The sequence below is a fragment of the Prochlorococcus marinus XMU1404 genome (assembly GCF_017696175.1).
Classification (GTDB): Bacteria; Cyanobacteriota; Cyanobacteriia; order PCC-6307; family Cyanobiaceae; genus Prochlorococcus_A; species Prochlorococcus_A marinus_X.
Map to the genome: position 1 here is coordinate 459,946 of NZ_JAAORE010000001.1, position 26,567 is coordinate 486,512.

Sequence of the window (26,567 nt, forward strand, 5' to 3'; positions counted from 1 at the left end):
CATTTATAAGTTTATATGACGCCTGAAAGGCTTGGATTACTTTGGGGAATAACTGTATTCGCAGGCGCTTGTGCTAGATTATTTTCTTCTTTTACAGGATTCCCAAGTGTCGTTATTTTATTGCTTTCGGGATTATTCATTGGAAGATCAGGCTTTGGACTTGTTGAACCTTTGGATCTCGGACAAGGACTTGAAACTATTGTTGGTCTCTTAGTCTGCTTGGTTTTGTTTGAAGGAGGACTAAATTTAAAACTGCCTGAAGGGAATGTAAGAAATACCGTTTTAAAAATTTCATTGGTCAGACTATTTATTTCGTTATCCGCTGGAATTTTTATTGCTCATTGGCTGGCAGGCCTTTCATGGCCAGTAGCAGGAATATATAGTGCCATAGTACTTGCTACTGGACCAACAGTTGTCTCTCCATTAGTTGAACAAATAAAGCTAGCTTCACCTCTTTCGGAAGTTTTAAAAGCAGAGGGGTTGTTACTTGAACCAATTGGAGCAGTACTAGCATTGTTACTCTTAGAACTAACTTTAGGAGACCTACGTGGGATTAACGATGTATTTATTGCATTAATGCAAAGGCTGGGAGGCGGAGTTTTAATAGGTTTAAGTGCAGGTTGGTTACTATCAGAAATTTTAAAAAAAATAAAAAATGAAGCCTCATTTGGCATAGAGCTACAAGTTACCCTTGGCTTTATTTTCCTTGTGTATGGAATTTGTGAATATTTCTTGCCGGAATCAGGCTTGCCTGCTTCTGTAGCTTCAGGTTTTATTGTAGGTAAAAGAGAAGTAATTGATAGGGAAAGATTGGATAATTTAATAGGTGAATTAGCTCAATTAGCAATTACTGTTCTTTTCCCTCTTTTGGCAGCTGATGTTTCTTGGGGTGAATTAAGTCCGCTAGGTTGGGGAGGTGTTGTTTGCGTTTTTATGTTGATGATAATTGTTCGTCCTATAGCTATCTGGATTGCAACAAAGGGAAGAGAATTAGACTTAAAAGAGAAAATATTTTTAGCCTGGTTAGCCCCCAGAGGGATTGTGACTGCGGCGGTGGCCTCTCTTTTTTCTATAAGATTAGAACAGGCTGGTATTCTTGGAGCTGGACGTCTTCAGGGTTTAGTATTTCTTACAATTTTAATGACAGTAGGAATCCAAGGTCTCACAGCTAAACCTTTAGCAAATAGTCTTGAATTATGCCAAAAAGATTCTTAGATTGATTTAAGACATCTTTCAATGCGCGATATATCACTCTTACTCTCTGAGAAAAGCTCCCAACTTTGAATTAAATCCGGCCCACTTAGAGAACCAAAAAAGGCAACTCTTAATGATTTCATCAAAATACCTTTTTTAACTTTATGCATTTTTGAGATTTCATTTATTATCTCCTTTGCTTTATCTTTGTCTAGTTTTAAATAATTTTGCTCTATTAAATAATTTAAGATTAGTTTTAGGGATTCTTTACTATCATTATTTTTGAGAAAATCTTGACCTTCTTTTTGAATTGGAGGTAGTAAAAAAAATGGTTTTGATTGATCAATGGCGTCTGTCAAAAGGGTCATCGAGTCTTTAATTAAAATTGTTAATTGAATAGCCCATTCTTGAGATGGCGGATCCCAGTCCATATTATCCCAGTATCTCCTAATGATCCCACTTAACTTTTCTGTCTCCATATTTTTTATATATTGAGAATTAATCCAGTTTAGTTTTTCCCAATTAAATTTAGCCCCAGCTTTATTAATATCTGATAAGTCAAAAATTTTAGATATCTCATCAAGTGAAAGTATTTCACTCTCGGCAGATTTTGGAGACCAACCTAGAAAGGCCATGTAGTTCGCTAAAGCCTCAGGTAAATATCCCATATCTCTAAATTCGTCGATTGAAGTAACGCAATCTCTCTTAGATAATTTTTTCCCTTCGTTATTTAGTATTAGTGGTGTATGTGAAAAAGTTGGTAGTTTGAAACCTAACGCTTCATAAATCAATATTTGTTTTGCAGTGTTAGAGATATGGTCTTCCCCCCTTACTACATTAGTGATATTCATGAAATTATCATCAATTACAACTGCAAGATTATACAAAGGATCTCCAATCTCATATCCCATGGCTCTTCTTGATAAAACCAAATCACCGCCTAAGTCCTTCCCTTGCCATTTGATTTCACCTCTTATTTGATCTACCCATTTAATTTGTATGTTTTCATCAATCTTGAACCTTATTACTGAAGAGCGTCCTTGGGATATGAATGTTTCTATTTCTTTATTCGAGAGATTTCTGTGTCTATTATCGTGCTTTGGAGGTAATCCTTTCTTTTTTTGTTCCCCTCTTAATTCGGAAATCTCATCTTCTGTAGTAAAGCATCTATAAGCAGCTCCACAATCTAATAACTTTTTGATGTATTTTTTGTGAATTGAAATTCGGTCACTTTGCTTTAAAGGTTCCTCATCCCATTTAATTCCAAGCCATTTCAATCCCTCTAAAATGTTTTTAGCGTACTCAGATTTAGATCGAAAAAAATCTGTATCTTCTATTCTTATGAGGAATTTCCCACCTATTTTTTTTGCATACAACCAGTTGAATAAAGCTGTTCGAGCTGTACCAATATGAAATAAACCTGTTGGACTTGGGGCTAATCTTAAACGTCTTTCCAAATTTCTTTTAGAAAAAACGGGACCGACGGGATTCGAACCCGCAACTTCCGCCGTGACAGGGCGGTGCTCTAACCAGTTGAACTACGGTCCCACAATTTGTTCCAACTTTAATTGGAACTTCATCATTAAAATTATCAGATCATAATACTTAATTAATGTTGTTGTAATAAAAAAAATTTATTAATTTGAGGATTTAAAGAAATAGTTAATTTTAAAGCTTTCCTGAATTAGATAAATATTTATTTTTGAGGTCTAAATCCAGCAGGTTCTATCAACCTAACTTGATTGCCTCGAGCGGTAAATTCTCTGCCTTGGTCACTTTGTACTACTACTCTCCCACCAGATTTAACTCTGATGACTCTTGCACGAACCCATCCTAAAGCTGCTGATTCGAGGACTTTAACTACGTCCCCAGGTTGAAGATCTAACTCCATCTTATGAAAAAAATGATTTGCATAATGTTGATCAAACGCGTCGTGGAGGACTTGAACCCCCGACATCAGGTTTTGGAGACCTGCGTTCTACCAACTGAACTAACGACGCATCTAAATAATTATAAGCGCCTTTGTGACCAATAAGTTGATTAATTTACAACTTTATCGATCAAAGCGTTGTTTTACGCGAGTAGCTTTCCCTACTCTATCTCTTAGATAGAATAACTTAGCTCTTCTTACTTTACCTCTACGTTCAACTTTTAGAGAGGCAACCTGTGGACTATGTAGCATAAATACTCTCTCAACGCCTATACCTTGGAAAATTCTTCTTACTGTAATAGTCTGATTGATACCTCCATGCCTTTTTGCTATGACGACACCTTCATAAGGTTGAACTCTTTCTTTATTACCCTCTGTAATTTTTACGCCAACTTTAACAGTGTCCCCAACATAGATTTCAGGTAATTCTTTTTTTAATTGCTCATTCTCAAATTCCTCAATAAGGTTGGAGACGCATATTTTTTTTGTAGTATCAGAAACCAATTTTTCTTCTTTTTGTTCAACTGCTACATCAATTGATCCGTCAGCGTTTGTACTGGTTTCTAATTCATTTTCTTTTTTCTCTTTAGCCATTTTGATCTTTTTTATCCTACAAGTTCTATATCTTAACCTTTTGACTCGCCATTAGTAACCTTTTTGGTAAATGAAATTGTTTTTGAAAACATTTGGAATCCAGTTATGAGCATCCATAAAACTCCAAGGGAATTAAAAAATACATATATTAATTCGCCATTACCTCCAAGCCATTCCCCCTCATGTAGAGACATTAACCAATGAACTTGGTCTCTAGAATAACCTAATAAATCTTTTGACACCCTGTAGAGAACCCCGGTAATTGAAGATATAAACAATGGAAGAAAAACCCAAGGCGCCAAAGCCTTATGAAATTGCCTAGAATTAGATAAAAATTTCATTCCTGTTTCCCATTGTTATTGATAGATTTAAGATAGCTAAGACCAAAATGGCTATCTTGATGAAATTTAGCTATTACCATTATTTATTCCAATGAAACATTTTGCAGATCTCTTATTAAATAAAAATAATTCTAAAACTAATGATCAAATTCCTTTTATCCAGAGGAGAAGAGGAATTGAAATAAAGTCTGCACGTGAAATTAATCTGATGAAAAAATCTAGTAGGATAGTTGCAACAGTGCTTAGAGAAATTAATGATTTAATTGAACCTGGAATGAGTACAAAAGATTTAGATGATTTCGCAGAAAAGAGGATAAAAAGTTTTGGAGCTGTACCTAGTTTTAAGGGGTACCATGGTTTCCCTTCAAGTATTTGTTCTAGTATTAATAATGAGGTTGTGCATGGAATACCAAATAAAAATAAAATAATTAAAAATGGTGACTTAGTTAAAATTGATACAGGAGCATATTTAGACGGTTTCCATGGGGATAGTTGTATATCAATTTGTGTAGGAGAAGTTAGTCCAAAGACCCAAAATCTCAGTGATGTAGCATTAAAAGCTTTGTATGCAGGTCTTTCAAAAATCAAGGCAGGAAATACACTTCTTGATGTTGCGGGGGAAATTGAAGATTTAGTTATAAAAAATGGCTTTAGTGTTGTTGAGGATTACACAGGCCATGGAGTTGGAAGAAATCTCCATGAAGAACCATCGGTTTTTAATTTTCGGACAAAAGAATTGCCCAATGTCGTTCTTCGCGAAGGAATGACATTGGCGGTGGAACCTATCGTTAACGAAGGGACTAAATTTTGTAAAACATTAAATGATAGATGGACTGTAATAACAAAAGATGGTAAATTATCTGCGCAATGGGAGCATACAATAGTCGTTTTAAAAGATGGGATTGAAATATTGACAGATAGAGATTTCTAGATTCTAAGATTTGTATTTATAAATAATTTGGCAATACAAAAAAGTAAAAAACTCTTTCAGTGGGAAAAGTAGATAACTTATGGGGTTTGGACTAATTATTATTAAATAATTTTTTGAATTGATTAAATCATAAATTTTTTTAGACACAAATTTGGGACTCATAATTCCGATAGGATTAAGTTCTGATTTGAAGGGCCCTAAGATGATTTTTTTTATAATTAATTTTTCCTTAGTATCTTTGTTCTGAAAATATTTTTTGAAAGACACTAATTGACCAATAAGGGATTTGCTTATCTCATATGATGGATTTAGGGCTGGTAATATTTCTGCTTCAGATGTATTTATCCAAATCTCTTTTTTTATTAGTGACTCATTGGTTAGAGCAATATCCTCAAATAAATTTAAAAACTTGAATTTGCTTAATGCATTTATTTCTATTGAGTTTTCATAATTGGAATTTTCTCTACTCAAGTTGTAGATTCCGTGGTTCAAGATTAATATGTCAATCTTTTTTAGATGATTTTTTAGTGCAGATTCTTTCCCACATTCCCATTTAACCCATTCATTTGGAGATTCAAGATTTATTTCATAATCACTTTTACTGTGAGTAAATCCAATCACTTTATATCCTTTTTGACGAAACAATTTTGTTAGTTCTTTCCCTAAAGCACCAGAAGCTCCAGTAATCCCAACAGTTTTTTTGTTTTTTATTGAATTTAACATTTTGTTTGATTTCGACGAAATATCAAAGAATTACAATAAATTTACCTAAAAAAATTTTTTTTATTTATTTATTTGATTAAAACTCATAAATAAATATTTGTTTAGTTAGTAAAAAAATATTATCTTAAACCTATTGATTAACAATTCTACTAAATTATGAGCGATATATTATTAATTGGCTCATGTGAGCCATTTAGTGGTAAGTCTGCATTGGTTCTTGGGATAGCAAAAAGACTTTTACAGGAGAACAAAAAAGTACGTATTGGTAAACCACTAGCCACATGTATAGAACTTACGAATCTTCCTTCAATGTCTTATGAAGGATTAATAGATGATGATGTTAAGTTTATTGGATCTACATTAAATATCGAAGAGGAGAATTTAATTTCCTCAGTAGGGTTGTTGGATAATATATCAGCTGAAAAAAGAATCTCTAACAAAGATTTGCTCCCAGGCAAAGGGTTTGATCAAATTGAGGGATTGGTTAATGATAATTTTGAAGGATTAAACATCCTAGAAGCGGCTGGAAGTCTTCATGAAGGAATGATTTATGGCTTAAGTCTCCCCCAACTAGCAGAGAGTTTAGATGCAAAGGTCTTAATCGTAAATTTATGGGAAGATTGTAAAAGCGTAGATGCATTACTTGATGCGAAAAAACAATTGGGAGAGCATTTAGCTGGAGTTGTTCTAAATGCAGTGCGACCTCAAGAAGTCGAAAAAGTTAAAAATGAAATAATACCCTCTCTTGAAGACATGAATATTGAAGTGTTTGGGGTGATGCCTAAATCACCACTGCTCAGAAGTGTAACTGTCGGAGAGCTTGTAAGAAGATTAGATGCCCAAGTAATTTGTTGCCCCGAAAAAGATCAATTACTAGTTGAGACATTAAGTATTGGGGCAATGGGTGTTAATTCTGCAATGGAATTTTTCAGAAGAAGAAGAAATATGGCTGTAGTGACTGGCGCTGATAGAACTGATATTCAACTTGCGGCTTTGGAGGCTTCGACTCAATGTCTTATTCTAACCGGTTTGGGAGAACCTTTATCACAACTTATTCATAGAGCAGAGGAATTGGAGGTGCCAATTTTGAAAGTAGAACTAGACACTCTCTCTTCTGTAGAAATTATTGAACAAGCTTTTGGTCATGTAAGAATACACGAATCAATCAAAGCTTCTTATGCTGTTCAATTAGTTCAGGAGAACGTAAATTTACAAAGAATTCTCAAAAAGATAGATTTTCCCTGCAATTTTCCAGATAAATGCTAATTTCAAATATAGGATCCATTTTATTTTGAGTCGCTCTTTAGATTTACCTCCAACACAAGGCGTTGATGCCTTAGCACAAGAACTCGCAAAACTCCAAGATAATGGAAAAAGGAGGATTGCATTTTTGGGCAGTAGACATGTACCAGTTGTCGATATCCACTTGATTGAGTTGATAGCAAGGTCATTGGCAGAGGAAGAACATAATATTCTTACTTCAGGATCTCAAGGAGTAAATGCTGCTGTGATTCGAGCTGTGTTGGATATTAATCCATCATTATTGACTGTTTTATTACCACAAAGCCTTGATAGACAATTACCCGAAATCAAGCATCAACTTGAAAGAGTTATTCATTTGGTTGAAAAAAGTGAAAATGATGAATTGCCTTTGCCACTCGCAAGCAGCCTTTGTAACCAAGAAATAATTTCTAGGTGTGATCAATTAATATGTTTTGCCTTTCACGATAGTGAAACCTTGCTTAATAGTTGTAGATGTGCAGAAGAGATGGGAAAGGTGGTTAGTTTGTTATTTTTTGATTAAATAAATCAATTTTTCTTTATTTAAATTTGATTTATGCTAAAAATAATCTTGCATTCAAAAAATTTACGATGGCAGAAAGCTTTTCATTTGATGTGGTTTCTGATTTTGAGAGACAGGAATTAGTTAATACTTTAGATCAAGTAAAAAGAGAAATTTCTCAACGCTATGATTTGAAAGGGACTGGTTCAACAGTTGATTTAGATAAAGAAAATATTTCTATAACCACTAATAGTGAACTTACATTAAATGCTATAAATGACATCATCAGACAAAAGGCAATAAAAAGAAACTTATCTTTGAAAATTTTCGATTATGGTGAAATTGAAATAGTGAGCGGCAATAAAGTAAAACAGACCATTTTATTGAAACAAGGCATCAAACAAGAAATAGCAAAAAAAATTAGTAAAAATATTAGAGATCAGATTAAAAAAATAAATGTAAGCATTAATGGAGAAACACTAAGAATCTCGAGCAAGAGCAAAAATGATCTTCAACTGGCAATTAAGCTTGTTGGTCAATTGGAAGAATCTTTGAATATTCCTCTAAAGGCCAATAATTTTAGATAAAATCTTAAAAAGATAATTTAAAAAATATGGTAGATCATCCAGAATCTCTTATTAAGAAATTACTCATGAAGGTAAAAGAATATCCCCGTTTTTCAAGGGGAGAAATAGAAAAATTTTGTTGGATGGCAGTACATGAGCATAAGCATGGAGTTTTGCCCTCTGAATATGACATTAGAGAAATAGATGAAGACCTTTATTTAAAACTTTTGCAGGAATTTAAATCAAAAATTAAATAAATATAATATTTATATTTCTTTCACAATTATTAAAAAAATATTTTAATTAAATGCTCTATTAATGCACTAATTAATTAGATTAAATACTATTAAAGAAAAGAATAATTTAATGTCAACATCCTTTAAAAATGTCACCCCAACCGGTCCAGGTGGAACAGCAACCCTACTAATTGTATTGTCTTTTACTGGCTTTCTTTTACTTACTCAGGCTCTATTTGTTGTCCCCTCCGGACAGGTTGCAGTAGTTACAACATTAGGGAAAGTAAGCGGTCCTTCTAGGAGGGCTGGCTTGAACTTTAAGCTCCCATTCGTTCAGTCTGTATATCCATTTGATATAAAAACTCAAGTTCAACCTGAAAAATTTGAAACTTTAACTAAGGATCTTCAAGTTATTAGGGCCACAGCCACTGTCAAATATTCGGTCAAACCTAATGAAGCAGGAAGAATTTTCGCAACAATTGCAAGTAGAAATAGTGATGTATATCAAAAAATTGTTCAGCCATCTTTACTAAAAGCTCTCAAATCTGTCTTTTCTCAATATGAGCTAGAGACAATAGCCACAGAATTTGCAGTCATTTCTGAAAAAGTAGGAGATACAGTAGCTCAAGAATTGAATTCATTCGATTATGTAGACGTTAAAAGTTTAGACTTGACAGGGTTAGAGATAGCAGAAGAATATAGAGCAGCCATTGAACAAAAGCAAATAGCCGGTCAACAATTATTAAGGGCAAAAACTGAGGTTGAAATTGCAGAACAAGAAGCTCTTAGATATGAGACATTAAATAGAAGCCTTGATGATCAAGTGCTTTTCAAATTATTTCTAGACAAATGGGACGGTAGTACTCAAGTTGTACCTGGTCTGCCAGGTTCAGAAGGTGGCAGCCCACCAGTAATTGTTGGTGGTAGAAGGTAATTAAAGATTGTTTTTTTAACTAATAATTCTGGAATTTTGTCCCACTAGAAAAGAAAGTAAGTTTTCAAACTTTTATGGAATTAAAAGATTCATCGAAAGCTTCTATCGTTTTATCAATCTCTTCCTCGCTATGAGCTAATGATGTGAAGCCTGCTTCAAAAGGACTTGGTGCTAAGTAAACACCTCTTTGAAGCATTTCTCTGTGCAACTTGCCAAATAGTTCTGCATTATTTGTTTTCGCTTCATCAAAGTTCCTAACTGGCCCATCACACAAGAAAAATCCAAACATAGCACTTACACTTCCACCATTTATTGTAATGCCATTATTTTCTGCAGATTGAATTATTCCTTCAATCAACCTAGATGTTATTGCATCTAATTTCTCGTATGTTCCTTCCTGTTTAAGTAGCTCTAGAGTTTTTATTCCAGCAGTCATTGCTAGTGGATTGCCGCTCAGAGTTCCTGCTTGGTAGACCGGTCCAGAAGGGGCAACCATTGACATTATTTCCTTTTTGCCTCCATAGGCTCCTACAGGTAAGCCTCCACCAATTACTTTCCCTAGTGTAGTTAAATCAGGAGTAACTCCAAATTTTTCTTGAGCGCCTCCATAACTGATTCGGAAACCAGTCATGACTTCATCAAAAACTAATAAGGACCCATTTTCAGTTGTTAATTCTCTTAATCCTTCTAAGAATCCAGGCTCAGGAGTAATAAAGCCAGCATTACCAACGATAGGTTCAAGAATCACTCCCGAAATTGCGTCAGGATTTTCAGAAAATAATTTTTTTACTGCTTCAAGATCATTATAAGGTGCAGTAAGTGTATTAGCAGTTGTTGTTCTTGGAACCCCTGGAGAATCGGGTAATCCCAAAGTGGCTACTCCTGAGCCTGCTTTCACTAAAAACATATCTGCATGACCGTGATAGCACCCGTCAAATTTGATAACTTTATCTCTTCCGGTGAATGCTCTCATAAGCCTTAAAACAGCCATACAGGCTTCAGTACCACTATTAACAAATCTAACCATTTCCACAGATGGGACGGCGTCTATAACCATCTCAGCGAGTTTGTTCTCTAAAACACACGGAGCACCGAAGCTGGTACCTTTCTCAATCGCTTCTTGTAATGCCGTTGTAACTTCAGGGTGAGCATGTCCGCATATAGCGGGCCCCCAGCTACCTATGTAGTCAATATATCTATTCCCATCGATATCCCAAGCAAAAGGGCCTTTAACTCTATCAAAAACAATGGGCTGTCCACCAACAGACTTGAAAGCTCTAACAGGAGAGCTAACTCCTCCAGGCATTAATTCTTGGGCGGCGGAGAAAACTTCTTCTGATTGGGTGCAATTTAATATGTCAGTCACAATTTAAATAAATGAAGCTTTGAGAATGATTTTGTCATGTTCTAACTTATAAATAAGTAAAAATTTTGTCAATCAGGTTGAAATTCTACATTATGATATTTTTATTGCGTTAGTTTCGATTGTAAATTATTAATTTTTGGGAAATTATGATAATGATTATTACTAATCTTCATAACTCTTTATTAATAAGCGTTTTCACGAATTAAAAAATTCCATCTATATTTTATTTATATTTCGAAAAAATTATCCTCATCCTCATAAAATTCTGAATTCATGTCATTTAATTGCAGATCAATCATTACAGGTACATGATCACTTGGGCGTATATTTGCTCTAGGTAAGCTGTCTATCACACAGCTCTTGAGTTTTGATGATAGTTCTTTGCTGATGTAGATATGGTCTATTCTCCAGCCTTTATTTAACTCGTATGCGTTATTACGGTAATCCCACCAACTCCAATGACCATTGTTTTTTTCAAAAATCCTGAATGAGTCTATTAATCTTCCTTTCAGAACATTATTTAGTGCGTTTCTCTCAATAATAGATGCCATTATCCCCCCTTCATATTTTTTTGGATCATGAATATCTATGTCAGATGGAGCAACATTAAAATCACCCATCAGACAAATTAATTCTCCTTTTTTTTCTTGCTCATCTATAAGAGTAGCCAGACAATTTAACCAATTAATTTTGTATTTGAACTTTTCGGATTCTAGTGAAGATCCATTAGGCACGTAAACATTTATTATTTTGACTCCATTAAAATCTGCAGAAATCAATCTTTTTTGATCTAGGAAAATTTCGATATTTTTATTAGAGGATGAACAATTGTAGAATCCTTTTTTAACGTTTTCTGCTTTTACTTTAGAAATAATAGCTACGCCATTATATGATTTTTGTCCATAGACCTCTACCGAATAGCCTAATTTTTCGAAAGATTCAGCTGGGAAACTATCATCTGTCACTTTTGTTTCCTGCAAACATAAAATGTCAGGATTAACTTTATCAATCCAATTTATTATTTGTGAAAGCCTAGTTCTTATAGAGTTAACATTCCAAGTTGCTATTAACAAATTTCTTCTAGAATATGTAAAATTAAATTAGCAAAGAATATTCGGCATTAAAGAATTTCTTTAATAAAAAAAATGAAAATTTATTTTTGTAGAAACAATTCAAAGTCAAAACTTCTAATCATTTTTCTGATCTCCTTTATTTCTTTAAAAGGTAATTTCCTTAATGCCGAATACTTATTTGAAGAATTAGAAATTGATAGTTCCACTAAAACAGAGGAGGATAAATCAGTACTTCCAACTAATCCTTTTGAAGTGGTAGAAATGTTTAGAAGATATAATAGTTTAAATGATGCAACTAATCCTTCTGATGCTATAGATGATGCGTTAGAGTCATTTAACAATATTGATAAAAATTAAGGTATTTAATTCGATAAATTGTAATTTTAAATTTTTAATATGTTAAAAAATCCTATCCCAAAAGTTACAAATAAAATGCAATATAGGGCAATAGGCATTGTTTATGGAAAATTTATTCCCAATGACAGTGAAAGATTAAATAGAGGGTATTTAACTGATGATAAAGGCGAGAAAATAGAAACAGTATTATTAGGAAAAGCACTATCTCTTATAAAAAAGTATATCGATTTAAAGAAAAGTTATTTTTGGGTTGTTTATCCAAAGAATAAAAATACCCAAAACCTACATTTACAAGTTGTGGGTATTTGGGATCCATATCAGCTGAATGATTTTTCAAGTGATTCTTCAAAAACAAACTTCTCTTCACTATTAGAGGATTTAGATTTAAAAGATAATTATTTTTCTGTTAGAGGATTATTGGTTTTTGTAAACACTCAAAAGAATGAGTGTGTTATAAAAATCTGTCCTGATTCAAAGCTACAGAATTTAAAAAATAAAAGTTTTAAATTAGTCATAAAAGGAGAGCTTTCTCTTGAACTTCTCAATAGTTTTTTAAGTCTAGATGTCATAAGAGAGGGAAATTCTTTGAAACTATTTAATTACGAAGTTATTGAAAAAAATCTTTCGAAAAAAATTAAAAAAAGTTGATTTTTATCAAAATTTTATTAACAAAGAAATCTAAGGTTTATGGAAGATATTTATATTGAATGTTCTCCAGGCATCTCTGGGGATATGTTGTTAGGAGCCTTTTATGACTTAGGGGTGCCTAAAAAAGTAATTGAACAACCACTTGTTGATCTTGGATTAACCGATAAATACAATCTAGATTTTAAAGAATCTAGAAGTTGTTCAATCCTTGGGATCAAGACGAAGGTTGAGAGTATTGATTGCGATTCAATTAAAAGAAATTGGAGAAGTATTAAAGAACTTATTTTAAATGGGCACTTAGAAGATAAATTACAGCAAATTATTTTTAAAGTATTTGAATCTTTAGCGAGTGCGGAAGGAAAAGTTCATGGTATTGAGCCTGAGGATGTACATTTTCATGAAATTGGAGCTATCGATTCATTAGTGGACATTATAGGAGTATGTGCTGCATTGAATTACTTAAATCCTAAGAAGGTTTATTGCAATGAGCCAATGTTGGGAAAAGGTTTTGTTCAAACAGAACATGGAAAATTATCTGTTCCCCCTCCTGCTGTAATTGAGTTAGTAAGGAAACAAAATATTAAAGTTGTTTCATGCTTAGAATCAATAAATGGTGAACTATCTACACCAACTGGAATTGCTTTACTTTCTAACTTAGTTGACTATTTGCAACCTCCTTCAAAATATTCTATTAACTCTTATGGAGTAGGCATTGGTAACCTAAAATTTCCATTCCCTAATTTGGTAAGAGTTTATAAAATTACTTCATTTGCAGATTCATTTATAAATGAACAAATTAATCCAAAGTGTGAAGAGATATCTGTCCAAGAAGCATGGATTGATGACCAAACACCCGAAGATATATCTAATTTTGTAGAGAAACTGAGAATTGAAGGGGCTTACGACGTATCTTATCAAGCTATCAATATGAAAAAAAATAGAATTGGATTTTCTATTCAGGCAATTTTGCCAATAGAGAAAAAAGAATTTTTTAGGCAGTTATGGTTTGATTACTCCAACACTATTGGAGTTCGTGAAAGGACTCAATCAAGGTGGATATTACTTAGAAGGAGAGGTGAATGTTCAACGACTTTTGGAAATATAAAAGTTAAACAGACTTTGAAGCCTGATGGATCAATAACTATGAAACCAGAAAATGACGAAGTTTTTAGATTGAAACTAGAGTATAAAAAATCAACTGACGAAATAAGAAAAATAATAAAAGATTCATGGAAAAACTTTAAAGCATTTGAAAACTGGAAATGAGATTTAATATAAGTAAAAAGTCGTATTGGAAATTTCTTAAAGAAATTAATTTTGTTGGTTTAAAAAGTATTTTCTTTATTTCAAGCTTGGTATATTTTTGCATCTATTTTTTTGATAATTTTGATAAAATTTCTTTCGATATCAATTTAGAAAAGAGTGGAATTAATTTATCTTTATCATTTTTATTTTGTTTATTAAGTATTTACCTTAATGCTTATGCATGGAAATACATAGTTAAATGGTTTGGGAAAGAATTTGAAAGTAATAATCTTGTTTCTTTTTATGTTTTAACCAATAGTCTTAAATATGTCCCAGGAGGTATTTGGCATTTTGTTGAAAGATTTAATTTTATAAGAAAAATAAGTAATCCTCAGATTGCTTTGTATTCGACACTTATAGAGCCTTACTTTATGTTGAGTGGATCTTTTCTGTTGGCATCGCTGGGAATAATTTTTTCACCACTTTACTCTTTTTTGATTTTGCCTTTAGTGTTTTTAAATAGGAAATTAATTTATGTTGTATTAAAAAGATTAGGTTCTCTTAAGGGGAGGGTATTTGAGGTTTTAAGACTGCCAAATTCAAAAGACCAATTTGAAAAGAGAATTAATATAATTTCTTTTTTCCCTGCTAAAGCTTTATTACTTGAAATTGGTTTTGTTTTATCTAAGTTTATTGGTTTTTATATTTGCCTCAATACTTTTAACACAAGTAATCCTCTCGATATCAAATTTTTATTAGTAATGTTTTCGTTGTCATGGACTTTAGGTTTGGTAGTCCCAACGGCTCCAGGAGGAGTTGGCGTTTTTGAAGCCTGCTTCCTTTTTTTTGTTGGCAGTAAGATTCCACATAATACGATTCTTGTTAGCTTAATTTATTTTAGAGTTATATCTACCTCGGCAGATTTGTTTTTGAGCTTCCCTTTTTTTATTAGAAAACTGTTTAAAAGAATTTAGTTTTTTTTCTCTAAACTTGGTATCAATGTAATTGATGCAATAAGGCCTAAAGTCATGATAAGAATTGCTGGTAATATAGCCTCTATCATTCTTTCATCTCCAGCATATTGATATATTCTCACAGACAATGTGTCGAAATCGAATGGTCTCAAAATAAATGTTAGGGGCAATTCTTTTATTGTGTCTACAAAAACTAAGAGTGATCCTACAAGTATTGGCCCTTGGAGTAGAGGTAAATGAATTCTTTTTATGATTCCAAGCCAATTTTCCCCTAGTCCAAGTGCAGCTTCATCAAGACTAGGAGAAATCCTTTCAAGACTTGAATCAACGGAACCCTTAGAAATTGTTAGAAATCGGACAATATAACCCCAAATTAGCAAGGAAATAGCAGTGAAATTGAACTTTGAAGAAGAAATGCTTATTAAAGATAAAGCTAATACTGTCCCTGGAATTGCGTAACCTATCCCCGCAAGGTTTGTTATGAGTCTTAGAAATAAACTTTTATTTGGACGTCTAGCCAGGGAAATAATTAAGGAGAATAGCATCGTTATTAATGCTGTACAAAGTCCAAGACTAATAGTCCTCAATGATAGAGTAAGTAATTCTAAAGAAAACCCTTTTTGAATTTGATCGATATTTAGCAGAACCCAAAAACATGGAATTCCAAAAGAGAAAATTGGAGGGAATAAGGATATAGTTATTGCCAAAAGCGCTCTAGTTTTTTTTAACTCCCATCCTTGAGAATCTTGTGCAGCAGGATTTTCACTCCACCTCTTTGATTTTCTTCTAGAGAACTTTTCGAAAATAATTAAAGCGAAAATAATTAACAAGGCAATTAAAGATAATCCAATAGCACTTTTTGGATTACCTTCAATTATCCAATTTTCGGCTATACCTGTAGAAATACTTGGAATATTTAATAATGCAAATGTCCCTAATTCATTCATTACTTCCATGCACATTAAACTTATTCCTGTTATTAGTGCAGGTAACGCCATTGGAAAAGCAATTTTAAAGAAGCTTCTCCAGGGCCCAACTCCTAATCCTCTACTAGCATTGATTTGATTTACTCCAAATTTATTAAAACTTTCGTTAGCAAGAATAAATACATATGGATAAGTAGAAATAGAAAGTATTAAACACCCCCACCATAAACCAGTTACTTGATACCCAAAAATACTTCCTAAATCCTGCAAAATAGCTGTTATTAGATATGCTGGAGCAGCTAGTGGAATTAGCTGGCAAATACGGAGAACTTTTCTGAACTTGAAATCACAATTTGAAAGTAACCATCCATTTAAGGTTCCTAAGCCTCCTCCAAGTAAACTTGTTAGGGTTAAAACTTTTAAAGTGCCTAGTACTTCTTCTCCTCCTGCAAAACCTAATGAAAAATCCCCATTAATAACGTAATCTATTCCTTCTAAAATAAAATTGGAAATTGGAAGAATTACTGAGATTGCAACAATAAAAGCAGTGATATAGAGAAGTTTTAGTCCAGTTACTACTTTCTTAAATTCTTTAATGAGTATTTTCAAAAATTAATTAAATCCTATTGTTAACTCTAATCTGAATTAAATCTACATGATGAAAGTTGATTCTTAATAGTTTCATGATCTAAGTTTTTCCCAATTAATACTATCTTGTTGGATTTCTCTTTTGTCCACTCTTCATCATCAAGAGAAAAACGTTTTCCTGATAAGTGAAATATGTGTTTTCTTTCACTTTCCATAAACCATAATATCCCTTTTGCTCTAAATACATTTTGTGATACTTGATTATCTAAGAAATATTGAAACTTCCTTAAGGAAAATGGTTCAAGTGTCTCATAAGAAACTGATGTAAACCCCTCTATATTATTAATCAAATCGTGAGAATGAGAAGAGTGATCGTGAGAATGAGAGGAGTGATCGTGAGAATGAGGGGAGTGATCGTGAGAATGAGAGGAGTGATCGTGAGAATGAGAAGAGTGCTCATGAGAATCATCTTCTACATTTTTCTGATTCTTATCGAATTGAAAAGTATCCGTCTCAAATAGACCCACGCTCATTATTGTTTCTAACCCAACTTCACTATTGGTTGATCTCAAGATCCTTGGTTCTGTTTTTATATTATTTATGAACTTTTCTATTTTCTTTAATTGTTCCTCTGTTACTAAATCAGATTTATTTAGAAGAAGGATATCTCCGTATAAAATTTGAGAATAGGCAACATTTGTGTTATTAATTTCAAAATCAAAATTTTCTCCATCAATAACAGTGATGATCGAATCTAATCTTACTTTTTCTCTAAGATCACCAGCGGCAAAAGTCATTGCTACTGGTAATGGATCTGCTAATCCAGTTGTCTCAACAATTAAATAGTCTATTTTTTCGGATCTTTCTAAAACTTTGGAAACTGTATTTAATAATTCGCCATTGATAGAACAACATATACATCCATTATTTAATTCGATCATATCTTCTGAACCTTCAATTATTAAGTCATTATCTATTCCAATCTCTCCAAATTCATTAACTAAAACAGCTGTTTTAATACCGACTTGATTTTTTAAAATATGATTTAAAAGTGTGGTTTTGCCAGAACCTAAAAATCCACTAATAATTGTAACTGGCAATAACTTTTTAGACATTTTTACGAATCGTTTTAAGTGAATAAATTTAAAATTGTAATTTTATTGATCGAAAATTTTGTTGATTTCTGAAGCTAATGTTTGATCAAGATTTGTAATACCTCCCAAATCATGTGTATTTAAACTGATTATTACTTTTGAATAAACATTTTCCCAGTTCGGATGATGGTTATATTTTTCACAGATTAAAGCAACCTTAGTCATAAAAGAAAAGGCTTGTATAAAATTAGCGAAATTAAATTCTCTTTGGATTTGTTTAGATTTAACTTCCCAGCCTGGAATTTTGACTACTAATTCCTTTAATTCTCCATCTTGTAAAAGGTAAGGTTCCATTTAAAAACTAATCTGAATTTTTTATATTATAGATCCTTTACTTTCTCTCACCAATTATATGTACGTTTATAATTCTTTCCTTTTGTTCAATTCTATGTTCCCACAAATAAACTGCTTGCCATGTGCCAAGAACAATTTTGCCGTCTTGAAAACTTAAAGATAAACAAGTATTTGTTAAGGATGTTTTAATATGTGCTGGCATATCGTCAGCTCCTTCTTGATAATGTTTGTAGTATATTTCTTCTCTATTTTTTGATAAAGATAAGTAGGAATCGTATGGAACTAATGATTGCATATATTTTTTTAAGTCTCTTAGTACATTTGGATCTGCATTCTCATTAATTGTTAGGCTGCAACTGGTATGAAGTGAAGTTAAATTGAAAATTCCGCAATCAAAATTATTTTCTTCAATAAATAAATTTAAATGATGAGTGATGTCAATAAAACCTTCGCCATGGGTTAAAAATTTTAATTTTGAAAATATTTGTTCCATTATAAGTCAAAATTTAATTATTCAATATTCTATTATGGACAAAAGATCTATGGTTTAAAGCATATATCAAATTTTTTATCTTAAAATAAAACCATACTAAATCTAAATTTTTGGCTGAAATACAATGGAATAAGCTGGGGGCTTATCTGAAAGAAACTCAAATATTAGGTTCGATCCAAAGCACTCTTTATTGGGATCAGAATACTGGTATGCCAAGGAAGGGAGCTACTTGGAGATCTGAACAACTTACTTACATTGCAAAAGTATTGCATGAAAGAAATTCTTCAGAAGAATTATCTAATTTAATACGATCTGCTAAAGATGAACTCTTAGATACCGAAAGAAATACCGATAATCAATTTTTTATTAAAGATAAAGAAAGAAATATTCATCTTTTATTGAAGGAATTTAATAGGGAAAAAAATTTGGATCCTAAATTAGTTGAGTCTTTAGCAAAGGCAAAATCTAAAGGTTATGAAAGCTGGCAGGAGGCCAAGAAAAAGTCAGATTTCAAAATTTTTCTTCCATTCTTTGAAGAATTAGTCAAATTGAGGATTGAAGAGGCAAAACAAATTCCTGATCAATATTCACCCTGGGAGACACTTGCCCAACCTTTTGAGCCTGAATTAACTTTGAAATGGTTAAATAAAATGTTTCAACCATTAAAAGAAACTATCCCTGAGTTAATTAGAGGAATTAAACAGTCAAAAAAAATTCATTGGGACTTAAGTCCAGAATCTCAACAAGATTTATGTTCTAAATTACTTGATGAGTTTGGGAGAGATAAAGATATCGTTGTTGTTGGTAAATCTCCCCATCCTTTTTCGATTACATTAGGGCCTAATGATTATAGGATTACGACAAGAATCGTTGAAGGTGAACCTTTATCAAGTTTTTTAGCAACTGCTCATGAGTGGGGACATTCAATTTATGAGCAAGGTCTACCATCTCAAAGCCATCAATGGTTTGCTTGGCCTTTAGGTCAAGCAACTTCTATGGGGATTCATGAAAGTCAATCTCTATTTTGGGAAAATAGAATTGTTAAATCCAAATCTTTTTCAAAAAGATTTTTTAAGAAATTTGTTTCAGCCGGATGTTCTCTAAATAAATCTTCAGAACTCTGGAAATCTATTAATCATTTGGAAGCCGGATTAAATAGGGTTGAGGCAGACGAATTGACTTATGGTTTACACATATTGATAAGAACCGAACTTGAAATTGATTTAATTGAAAGAGGATTACCTGCTAAAGACATCCCAGGCGAATGGAATAAAAGATATGATCAACTTCTAGGAATAAAACCATCTAATGATTCAGAAGGTTGCCTTCAAGATGTTCACTGGAGTGAAGGAGCTTTTGGATACTTCCCTTCATACTTGTTGGGACATCTAATAAGTGCACAAATATCTACTCAAATGGAGAAGGATATTGGTTTGATTGATAATTTAATAGAAAATGGTGAATATCAAAAGATAATTAATTGGTTGAAAAATAATATACATAAATATGGTAGATCAGTTAATTCCATGGAGTTGGTAAGAACAGTAACTAATGAAGAACTATCACCTCAATATTTTATTGATCATTTAAGTTCTAAAATAAATGATTTTATCTGAAACTTTACTTAAAAAGAATTTCGTTGAGTATGAGGATGTAAAATAAATAAAAATAAATGTTTGATGGCAAATCTTAATCAACCTCCAAGTAGGGTTACACCAAATTTATTGCATATACTCAATGCTTTCACTGATAGCTCAAATTCAATAGTTAATACTATCGTTGAATTGAATTCTAATACGATAAATAAATATGAATTAATTACAGAAACGGGTCATCTTAAGCTTGATAGGGTGGGTTATTCTTCTCTTGCTTATCCCTTTGCTTATGGATGTATTCCGAGGACATGGGATGAAGATGGAGATCCACTTGATGTGGAAATTATTGGAGTTACTGAGCCATTGATCCCGGGATCAATTGTTGAGGCAAGAATTATCGGGGTAATGAAATTTGATGATGGTGGAGAGGTAGACGATAAGGTTATAGCGGTTCTTTCTGATGATAAAAGAATGGATCATATCTTAAGTTTTGAGGATCTCGGAGAGCATTGGCTAAAAGAAACAAAGTATTATTGGGAACATTACAAAGACCTTAAAAAACCTGGGACATGTACTGTAAATGGTTTTTTTGGGATAGAAGAAGCTGTTAAAGTGATTAAAGATTGTGAAGATAGATATAAAAAAGAAATTGCTCCAAAACTAATAAATTAACTAAGTTTAGTTTTCCCTGAATTGTTCAAATATTTCAGTGAGTATTTTATCTGCTCCCTGACCTTTTAATTTATTAGCTAGTTCTTTTCCTATTTGCTCAGGATTATTAATATCCCCAATACATTGATCTTTAATCAGTATTTTTCCATCCAGAGAGGCAACCATGCCTGTGAGGTAAAGTTGTCCATTTTTAAAACCACTATTGACACCTATTGGAACTTGGCATCCACCTTCAAGCTCTCTTAAAAATGACCTCTCCGCAAGACATCTTTGACTAGTGGGTTTATCTTCTAAAACATTTATAATTTCTAAAACCTTTTTATCATCAGATTTACATTCGATACCTAGTGCACCTTGTCCAACGGCATGAAGAGAAATTTCATTTGGAATAATCTGATGAATTCTTGATTCGAATCCTAATCTCTTTAAACCAGCTGCAGCAAGAATTATGCAATCAAATTCTCCTGCATCTAATTTTTCTATTCTTGTAATAACATTTCCTCTGATATCTTTGAAATTAAGATGAGGGTACTTATTTCTTAATTGTGCAAGCCTTCTAAGAGAGCTTGTCCCTACAATTGAACCTGCAGGTAAAGTTTCTAATTTATAACAATCATTCTTTTTGCTAACTACTAAAGCATCTGCAGGGTCTTCTCTTTTTGTGATACATCCTAATTTAAGACCACTAGGTAAATTGGTTGGTAAATCTTTTAGAGAATGAACTGCTATATCTGCTTGGCCTACAAGCATTTGTGCTTCAAGTTCTTTTGTAAATAAACCTTTGTCCCCTATTTTTGCTAAGGCTACATCTAGAATTTTGTCTCCTTGAGTTGCCATAGCCTCTATAGATACCTCTAAATTGGGAATATTTTTTTCTAGTTGATCTTTGACCCATAAAGTTTGAACCATAGCTAGTTTGCTTCTTCTACTAGCTATTTTAAGTTTAAAGTTAGTCATTAAATATTATTTTGAATTAGATTAAAATTTATTCGAATTAATTTTAATCTATTACTTTGCAACTTTCTAATGCTGAAAATTATATTTAACTATTTTTATTTTATATATTCTTTTAAAACACCATTTCGATTTGGATGTCTAAGTTTTCTGAGAGCTTTTGCTTCTATTTGTCTAATTCTTTCACGTGTTACATCAAAAATCTGTCCTATTTCTTCAAGAGTTTTCATTCTTCCATCATCAATTCCATACCTCAATCTAAGAACATCTCTTTCCCTTGGACTTAGAGTCGCTAGAACTCCTTCTAAATCTTCTCTTAATAATGTTTTAGAAACATCTTGCTCCGGATTTTCTATATCTGCTTCTATGAAGTCTCCAAGTCTTGAGTCTTCCTCTTTGCCTATTGGAGTTTCTAAAGAAATAGGTAGCTGGGCACTTTTAGCGATAAATCTTAATTTTTCAATTGTCATTTCCATACTTTCAGCGATTTCTTCTTCACTTGGCTTCCTTCCGAATTCTTGGCTAAGAACTTTTGTCGTCTTTTTGATTCTGGAAATTGTCTCGTATAGATGCACTGGTAATCTAATAGTTCTACTTTGATCTGCAATTGCTCTAGTAATGGCTTGGCGAATCCACCAAGTAGCGTAAGTAGAGAATTTATAACCTTTTTCATGGTCAAATTTTTCAGCAGCCCTAATCAGACCCAAACTTCCTTCTTGAATTAAATCTTGAAATGATAAACCTCTATTCATATATTTTTTTGCAATGGAAACAACCAATCTTAAATTTGATTGAACCATTTTTTCTTTCGCTCTTCTTCCTAAAAGAAGTCTTCTTCTAAATTTGGAAAGAGGCATATCTATCAATTCAGCCCATTCTCTAACAGATGGGAAATGACCTTTTTCAGACTCGTATTGAGTTGCCAGTTCTTCTAATTGGAGTAAATCAGCAATTTTTCTTGCAAGTTCAATTTCTTCATCAGGTCTTAAAAGTCTAATTCTTCCGATTTCCTGAAGGTAAACTCTTATTGAATCTTCAGTGTATGTGCCTTTTGGCCCAAGCTTTATGTTTCCAAGCCCTTTATCTTCTTCTTCTTCAGAATTACTATATTCATTACTGTTATCTACGCTGCTTTCATTTAAATCAGAAGATGAATTTAAAGTTTGACTAATGTTATTAGTATCTTCTTCAACTGCTGTTTCTAGACTGGTATTGATTTTTTTATTAATCTTTTTTTTTGAACTAGGTTTGGAATTTTTTGATTCTGCTGCGACTGGACTCATGATTTACTCCTTTCTACGGTGAATTTAACTAGATAAAAATTTATTTAGGGCTAATTTGTACATTTAGTAGTAAATTTCCCGGTTAATTTTTAAAAGAACTTTCTTAAGAATTTGAATAAAAAAAGTTTTTTAAATTGTTGAAAAATTTAAATAGTGCTATAGATTACCTAAAGTAAAAAGTCTTGGGATTTCTCAGACAGGCAGATCATTTTTGAATTTTAACTCAATGATCAAAGCTTCATGTCTCCCTTAAGAGCAGGATACTTACAATGTGCAAAAAACACTTTGTGGAATGTTCAACAATCCAATACTAAGAAAAAGTTTTGAAGCCGGCAAGTAATCAGTTATTAAATATCTCCTACAAATTGGAAATTTTGCTTGATATAGGTAGTAGTAATGAAAGCTTTTACTATTTAGATGGAAATAATCTTGGGGTAGAAGTTGGGGATATTGTAAGTGTGAAATTAAGAGGGAGACTATTGAATGGGTTGGTGATCTCAAGAAAATACTTTTCGAGAATTAATAAAGATGAATCTAATATTACTGGAAAAAAAAGTATGAGATATTTGTTCGTTGAAGGTATTTTGCAGAAAAAAATAATTGATGACTCTTGGAGAGAATGGATAGAGTCACTAGCTTCGATTTATATGGTTAGTAATTTAAAAATGTTTAAAACTGCATTTCCTCCTGGCTGGATCGGTAAATATAAGAGTATTTCTCAAGGTTTAAAAGATCAAATATGGATTGAAACCAAAAAAGAATTTGATATTAAGAAAAGTGAATTAACCAAAAAAGAATTTTCTTTAATAAATACTTTGCCTGAAAAAGGTAATTGGCAAAGTGAATTAATAAAATCTGGTTTTAATTTCACTCAGATTAATTCAATGGTCAGTAAAAATTACCTTGTTAAATCTAAAAGAAAAAAAAATATAAATACTAAATTAAATTCTTTTTTAAATGATCGTATTGCACCTAAAAAACCAAATCTTACAAATGAGCAAAAAATTGCATTGCAAGAATTTCACGCAATGAAACCTGGAGATGTGTTGCTTCTATGGGGTGAAACAGGATCAGGTAAAACCGAAGTTTATATGAGAATTGCTGAAGATCAATTTCTTAAGAAAAAAAGTTGTTTGATACTTGCCCCAGAAATTGGACTAATTCCTCAACTTATTGATAGGTTTAGTCGACGATTTAATAATGTCGTTTACGAATATCATAGTAACTGTTCTTCCAGTCATAGAACTCTAGTTTGGAAGAAAGTCATTAATGCCAATGAACCTCTAATAGTAATAGGAACAAGGTCCGCAGTTTTTCTTCCAATTAAAAATCTAGGATTAATAATAATGGATGAAGAACATGATGTTTCATATAAACAAGATAGTCCTATGCCTTGTTATGACGCAAGAGAGATTGCTATTGAAATAGTAAAAAGGAATTCTGCAAAGTTAATTTTTGGGAGTGCAACCCCATCAATGAAGACTTGGAAAAAATGTTTTCTTGAAAATAATTTTAAACTGGTAAGAATGATTCAAAGAATATCCAGTAATGAGATTCCTGAAATAAGAATTATTGATATGCGAGATGAATTCAAGAAGGGAAATATGAAAATTTTATCCAATGAATTATTACAATTACTTCCTCAGCTACGCTTAAAAAATGAGCAGGCAATAATTTTGATCCCTAGGAGGGGGCATAGTGGGTTTTTGAGTTGTAGAAATTGCGGATATTTAATAAATTGTCCCAACTGTGACGTTCCTTTATCAGTACATCTAGGTTCACAAGGGAACAAATGGCTATGTTGTCATTGGTGTGATCATAAATCGAGATTGATCAATCGTTGCCCAGATTGTCATTCAACGGCCTTTAAGCCTTTTGGAATAGGAACCCAAAAGGTAATAGAGTTTTTAAATGAAGAATTTCCAGACTTAAGAGTACTTCGCTTTGATCGAGATACAACCTCAGGAAAAGATGGTCATAGAGATATTCTTTCAAAGTTTTCTAGAGGTGATGCTGATATTCTTGTGGGAACGCAAATGTTGGCAAAAGGGATTGACATACCCAATATTACTCTTTCAGTAGTTATTGCAGCAGATGGGTTGCTTCATCGTCCAGATATTTCGGCAGAAGAAAAATCATTACAATTGTTTTTACAATTAGCAGGCAGGGCAGGTAGGGCTCAAAAACAAGGAAAAGTAATTTTTCAAACATATAAACCTAACCATCCTGTAATTTCTTATCTTCAGAAAAGAGATTATGAAAGGTTCTTAATTGAAAACTCGAAATTGAGAAAAGATGCTAATTTATTCCCATTTTGCGAGATTTGCCTTCTTAAATTATCAGGTGAAAATTATGAATTAACTGAATCAATTGTAAGAAAATTAGCAAAATATTTACTTAATTTCTGTGAGAAAAAGAACTGGAAATTAATTGGCCCTGCTCCTAGTTTAATTGCTAAAGTAGGTAAAAAATTTAGATGGCAGATATTAATATACGGTCCTGAAGGAACAAAGATACCTTTACCTGATAGATCAATATTATGGAAACTTATTCCAAAAAATGTTTTTTTAACAATTGATGTTAATCCAGCTGAGTTGTAATTACTTTGATGGAAGCTGAGGTAAATCTGTACCTAATTTAAATCTATAGAATCTTAATAAATAAGCCAATATTATAATTATGAAAATAGTAGATATCCCAATCAAAAGTTTGTTGAGGCTCCAGAAAGAAAATTCAAGACTATTTATCTGTCCTTGATTTAAATTCCAAATTATTAGATTTTTTGTGATTTCTAAATTTGAATTATTTTTATCAGTTAGGATAGCTTTATTAGGGCGAATAATTTTGAAAATGAGTTCTAAATTATCAATACCTTTAATAGAATTTAGATCCAAATCTAACCTGTAAAAGTATTTTTTAAAAAAAATGAAGTTTTTTTGAGTAGTATTAATTTCTATATTAGTTGATCCTCCCGCTAACTTTCCAGCTGTATTTTGGGTAATTTTAAGAACTTGCTTTGTATCTTCTAGATTGAGATTTTTATGTTTCAAAGCAAAGGTTGATTCGTCTTGTTCAATTTCTGCGTTAGGAAAAATATCTTTCATATTCTCTTCAAATTTTAATTGCCAAGGAAATTTCTTTATGTATTTACTCTCTATCACTAAATTATTGGTTATTGAATCAATTTCACTAAGATCAAGGGTATCCTCAACTTTAACGCAGCCACTTAAAAGTGGAATTAATAATAATAGTATTATAAAAATGATCAGAGAAAAGCCTTTCTGAAAGGGTTTTGTTTCACCAGTTGGAGTCTCAGTTACATTAATAAATTTCTTTTTCTCCAATACTTCTTTTTTTTTGCGCAGTGAGTTAAGAGATTTTTTATTTAGTGATGGGTCGCTTTCAAACTGTACGTTCCAATTTTCTGGCTTTTTAATTTCAGGAGAGTCTATAACTTCCATTAAATATTTTGCGTTTTCTCTCGTCTTATTATCATAAGATTTTAGAAGTTCTTTACAAAACCTTTTAGCCTCCTCCTTTTTATTGATACCACAAAGAGCAGTAATTAAGATTGTTCTTAAATTCACTCCCTCTTTACTTGACGCAGGAAATGATTCTATTAAAGGCAAAAGAAATTCAATACAATAATGATACTCACCTATAGCTAAAGCAAGTTCTACTGTTTCTAAAACTTGCTCATAAGTTTTCATAAG

28 protein-coding genes and 2 tRNA genes are annotated in these 26,567 nt (G+C 32.3%); 14 read left to right on the forward strand and 16 right to left on the reverse strand.

Features of this window, described 5'->3' with window-relative positions; translation table 11 throughout:
- Positions 1 to 15: 15 nt before the first annotated feature.
- On the forward strand, positions 16 to 1,215 hold the full coding sequence (locus HA144_RS02635; RefSeq protein WP_209042176.1) for a cation:proton antiporter: 1,200 nt from the start codon (positions 16 to 18) through the stop codon (positions 1,213 to 1,215).
- Here HA144_RS02635 and gltX read toward each other — a convergent pair.
- The 6 genes from gltX to HA144_RS02665 all read right to left on the reverse strand — a co-directional run bounded on the left by gltX (position 1,212) and on the right by HA144_RS02665 (position 3,960).
- Positions 1,212 to 2,651 (reverse strand): glutamate--tRNA ligase, encoded by a 1,440-nt coding sequence (gene gltX, locus HA144_RS02640; protein ID WP_209042177.1) that lies wholly within the window; start codon positions 2,649 to 2,651, stop codon positions 1,212 to 1,214. The genes HA144_RS02635 and gltX overlap by 4 nt on opposite strands.
- Positions 2,652 to 2,668: 17 nt before the next feature.
- Positions 2,669 to 2,742: transfer RNA gene (locus HA144_RS02645), tRNA-Asp, on the reverse strand.
- Between the two features lie 148 nt (positions 2,743 to 2,890).
- Positions 2,891 to 3,085 carry a hypothetical protein gene (locus tag HA144_RS02650; protein WP_002807701.1) on the reverse strand — a complete coding sequence of 65 codons (195 nt, stop codon included), beginning with the start codon at positions 3,083 to 3,085 and terminating at the stop codon, positions 2,891 to 2,893.
- Between the two features lie 36 nt (positions 3,086 to 3,121).
- Positions 3,122 to 3,194, reverse strand: a tRNA-Trp gene (locus HA144_RS02655).
- Between the two features lie 53 nt (positions 3,195 to 3,247).
- Positions 3,248 to 3,718, reverse strand: a complete 471-nt coding sequence (gene rplS, locus HA144_RS02660) for a 50S ribosomal protein L19 (RefSeq protein ID WP_245152801.1) — start codon at positions 3,716 to 3,718, stop codon at positions 3,248 to 3,250.
- 32 nt (positions 3,719 to 3,750) lie between these two features.
- A complete protein-coding gene (locus HA144_RS02665; protein ID WP_245152802.1) occupies positions 3,751 to 3,960 on the reverse strand; it encodes a hypothetical protein in 210 nt (69 codons plus the stop codon).
- A gap of 190 nt (positions 3,961 to 4,150) precedes the next feature.
- On the opposite strand from HA144_RS02665, the gene map reads away from it, so the two are divergent.
- Positions 4,151 to 4,990 (forward strand): type I methionyl aminopeptidase, encoded by an 840-nt coding sequence (gene map, locus HA144_RS02670; protein ID WP_209042181.1) that lies wholly within the window; start codon positions 4,151 to 4,153, stop codon positions 4,988 to 4,990.
- A gap of 3 nt (positions 4,991 to 4,993) precedes the next feature.
- Here map and HA144_RS02675 read toward each other — a convergent pair whose 3' ends face one another.
- Positions 4,994 to 5,713 (reverse strand): SDR family oxidoreductase, encoded by a 720-nt coding sequence (locus tag HA144_RS02675; protein ID WP_209042183.1) that lies wholly within the window; start codon positions 5,711 to 5,713, stop codon positions 4,994 to 4,996.
- Positions 5,714 to 5,869: 156 nt separating this feature from the next.
- Between HA144_RS02675 and HA144_RS02680 the strand changes: the two genes are divergently transcribed.
- The 5 genes from HA144_RS02680 (at position 5,870) to HA144_RS02700 (ending at position 9,232) form a co-directional block, all read left to right on the forward strand.
- The gene (locus HA144_RS02680; protein ID WP_209042185.1) at positions 5,870 to 6,979 is read left to right on the forward strand and encodes a phosphotransacetylase family protein; all 1,110 of its coding nucleotides are present in this window, start codon (positions 5,870 to 5,872) and stop codon (positions 6,977 to 6,979) included.
- A 25-nt stretch (positions 6,980 to 7,004) separates the two neighbouring features.
- Positions 7,005 to 7,517 (forward strand): DNA recombination-mediator protein A, encoded by a 513-nt coding sequence (locus HA144_RS02685; protein WP_209042187.1) that lies wholly within the window; start codon positions 7,005 to 7,007, stop codon positions 7,515 to 7,517.
- A 68-nt stretch (positions 7,518 to 7,585) separates the two neighbouring features.
- Positions 7,586 to 8,083: a YajQ family cyclic di-GMP-binding protein gene (locus HA144_RS02690; RefSeq protein ID WP_209042189.1), complete on the forward strand. Its 498-nt coding sequence runs from the start codon at positions 7,586 to 7,588 to the stop codon at positions 8,081 to 8,083.
- Positions 8,084 to 8,109: 26 nt separating this feature from the next.
- Positions 8,110 to 8,319, forward strand: a complete 210-nt coding sequence (locus HA144_RS02695) for a hypothetical protein (protein ID WP_209042191.1) — start codon at positions 8,110 to 8,112, stop codon at positions 8,317 to 8,319.
- 109 nt (positions 8,320 to 8,428) lie between these two features.
- On the forward strand, positions 8,429 to 9,232 hold the full coding sequence (locus HA144_RS02700; RefSeq protein WP_209042192.1) for a prohibitin family protein: 804 nt from the start codon (positions 8,429 to 8,431) through the stop codon (positions 9,230 to 9,232).
- Positions 9,233 to 9,296: 64 nt separating this feature from the next.
- On the opposite strand, the gene hemL is transcribed toward HA144_RS02700, so the two are convergent.
- Both hemL and xth read right to left on the reverse strand, forming a co-directional pair.
- Entirely contained in the window at positions 9,297 to 10,598 is a 1,302-nt protein-coding gene (hemL, locus tag HA144_RS02705) for a glutamate-1-semialdehyde 2,1-aminomutase (RefSeq protein ID WP_209042195.1), read from the reverse strand.
- A 227-nt stretch (positions 10,599 to 10,825) separates the two neighbouring features.
- The gene (gene xth, locus HA144_RS02710; RefSeq protein WP_209042197.1) at positions 10,826 to 11,671 is read right to left on the reverse strand and encodes an exodeoxyribonuclease III; all 846 of its coding nucleotides are present in this window, start codon (positions 11,669 to 11,671) and stop codon (positions 10,826 to 10,828) included.
- A 72-nt stretch (positions 11,672 to 11,743) separates the two neighbouring features.
- Here xth and HA144_RS02715 point away from each other — a divergent pair, with 72 nt between their 5' ends.
- The 4 genes from HA144_RS02715 to HA144_RS02730 are packed head-to-tail and all read left to right on the forward strand — an operon-like array spanning position 11,744 to position 14,895.
- Positions 11,744 to 12,028, forward strand: coding sequence for a hypothetical protein (locus tag HA144_RS02715; RefSeq protein ID WP_209042199.1), 285 nt, complete (start codon positions 11,744 to 11,746; stop codon positions 12,026 to 12,028).
- Positions 12,029 to 12,067: 39 nt separating this feature from the next.
- Positions 12,068 to 12,676 (forward strand): hypothetical protein, encoded by a 609-nt coding sequence (locus HA144_RS02720; protein ID WP_209042201.1) that lies wholly within the window; start codon positions 12,068 to 12,070, stop codon positions 12,674 to 12,676.
- Positions 12,677 to 12,715: 39 nt separating this feature from the next.
- Positions 12,716 to 13,942, forward strand: a complete 1,227-nt coding sequence (gene larC / locus HA144_RS02725; protein ID WP_209042203.1) for a nickel pincer cofactor biosynthesis protein LarC — start codon at positions 12,716 to 12,718, stop codon at positions 13,940 to 13,942.
- Positions 13,939 to 14,895: a lysylphosphatidylglycerol synthase domain-containing protein gene (locus HA144_RS02730; protein WP_209042205.1), complete on the forward strand. Its 957-nt coding sequence runs from the start codon at positions 13,939 to 13,941 to the stop codon at positions 14,893 to 14,895. Before larC ends, HA144_RS02730 begins: the two co-directional genes overlap by 4 nt.
- Here the strand turns inward: HA144_RS02730 and HA144_RS02735 are convergent.
- From HA144_RS02735 to HA144_RS02750, 4 genes are read right to left on the reverse strand one after another with little or no spacing between them, the layout of a single operon-like run.
- On the reverse strand, positions 14,892 to 16,430 hold the full coding sequence (locus HA144_RS02735) for an ABC transporter permease (protein ID WP_209042206.1): 1,539 nt from the start codon (positions 16,428 to 16,430) through the stop codon (positions 14,892 to 14,894). The genes HA144_RS02730 and HA144_RS02735 overlap by 4 nt on opposite strands.
- 26 nt (positions 16,431 to 16,456) lie before the next feature.
- Positions 16,457 to 17,524, reverse strand: coding sequence for a CobW family GTP-binding protein (locus tag HA144_RS02740; RefSeq protein ID WP_209042208.1), 1,068 nt, complete (start codon positions 17,522 to 17,524; stop codon positions 16,457 to 16,459).
- A 42-nt stretch (positions 17,525 to 17,566) separates the two neighbouring features.
- The gene (locus HA144_RS02745; RefSeq protein ID WP_209042210.1) at positions 17,567 to 17,857 is read right to left on the reverse strand and encodes a 4a-hydroxytetrahydrobiopterin dehydratase; all 291 of its coding nucleotides are present in this window, start codon (positions 17,855 to 17,857) and stop codon (positions 17,567 to 17,569) included.
- A gap of 37 nt (positions 17,858 to 17,894) precedes the next feature.
- Positions 17,895 to 18,350, reverse strand: coding sequence for a secondary thiamine-phosphate synthase enzyme YjbQ (locus tag HA144_RS02750; protein WP_209042211.1), 456 nt, complete (start codon positions 18,348 to 18,350; stop codon positions 17,895 to 17,897).
- 110 nt (positions 18,351 to 18,460) lie between these two features.
- On the opposite strand from HA144_RS02750, the gene HA144_RS02755 reads away from it, so the two are divergent.
- Positions 18,461 to 19,966 carry a carboxypeptidase M32 gene (locus HA144_RS02755; protein WP_209042212.1) on the forward strand — a complete coding sequence of 502 codons (1,506 nt, stop codon included), beginning with the start codon at positions 18,461 to 18,463 and terminating at the stop codon, positions 19,964 to 19,966.
- Positions 19,967 to 20,029: 63 nt separating this feature from the next.
- A complete protein-coding gene (locus HA144_RS02760; RefSeq protein WP_209042214.1) occupies positions 20,030 to 20,617 on the forward strand; it encodes an inorganic diphosphatase in 588 nt (195 codons plus the stop codon).
- Positions 20,618 to 20,623: 6 nt separating this feature from the next.
- Here HA144_RS02760 and hemC read toward each other — a convergent pair whose 3' ends face one another.
- A complete protein-coding gene (gene hemC, locus HA144_RS02765; protein ID WP_209042216.1) occupies positions 20,624 to 21,574 on the reverse strand; it encodes a hydroxymethylbilane synthase in 951 nt (316 codons plus the stop codon).
- A gap of 95 nt (positions 21,575 to 21,669) precedes the next feature.
- Positions 21,670 to 22,854 carry an RNA polymerase sigma factor RpoD gene (gene rpoD, locus HA144_RS02770; RefSeq protein WP_209042218.1) on the reverse strand — a complete coding sequence of 395 codons (1,185 nt, stop codon included), beginning with the start codon at positions 22,852 to 22,854 and terminating at the stop codon, positions 21,670 to 21,672.
- Between the two features lie 323 nt (positions 22,855 to 23,177).
- Here rpoD and priA point away from each other — a divergent pair, with 323 nt between their 5' ends.
- Entirely contained in the window at positions 23,178 to 25,454 is a 2,277-nt protein-coding gene (gene priA / locus HA144_RS02775; RefSeq protein ID WP_209042220.1) for a replication restart helicase PriA, read from the forward strand.
- Here priA and HA144_RS02780 read toward each other — a convergent pair whose 3' ends face one another.
- On the reverse strand, positions 25,455 to 26,564 hold the full coding sequence (locus tag HA144_RS02780; RefSeq protein WP_209042222.1) for a DUF3153 domain-containing protein: 1,110 nt from the start codon (positions 26,562 to 26,564) through the stop codon (positions 25,455 to 25,457).
- Positions 26,565 to 26,567 lie beyond the last annotated feature (3 nt).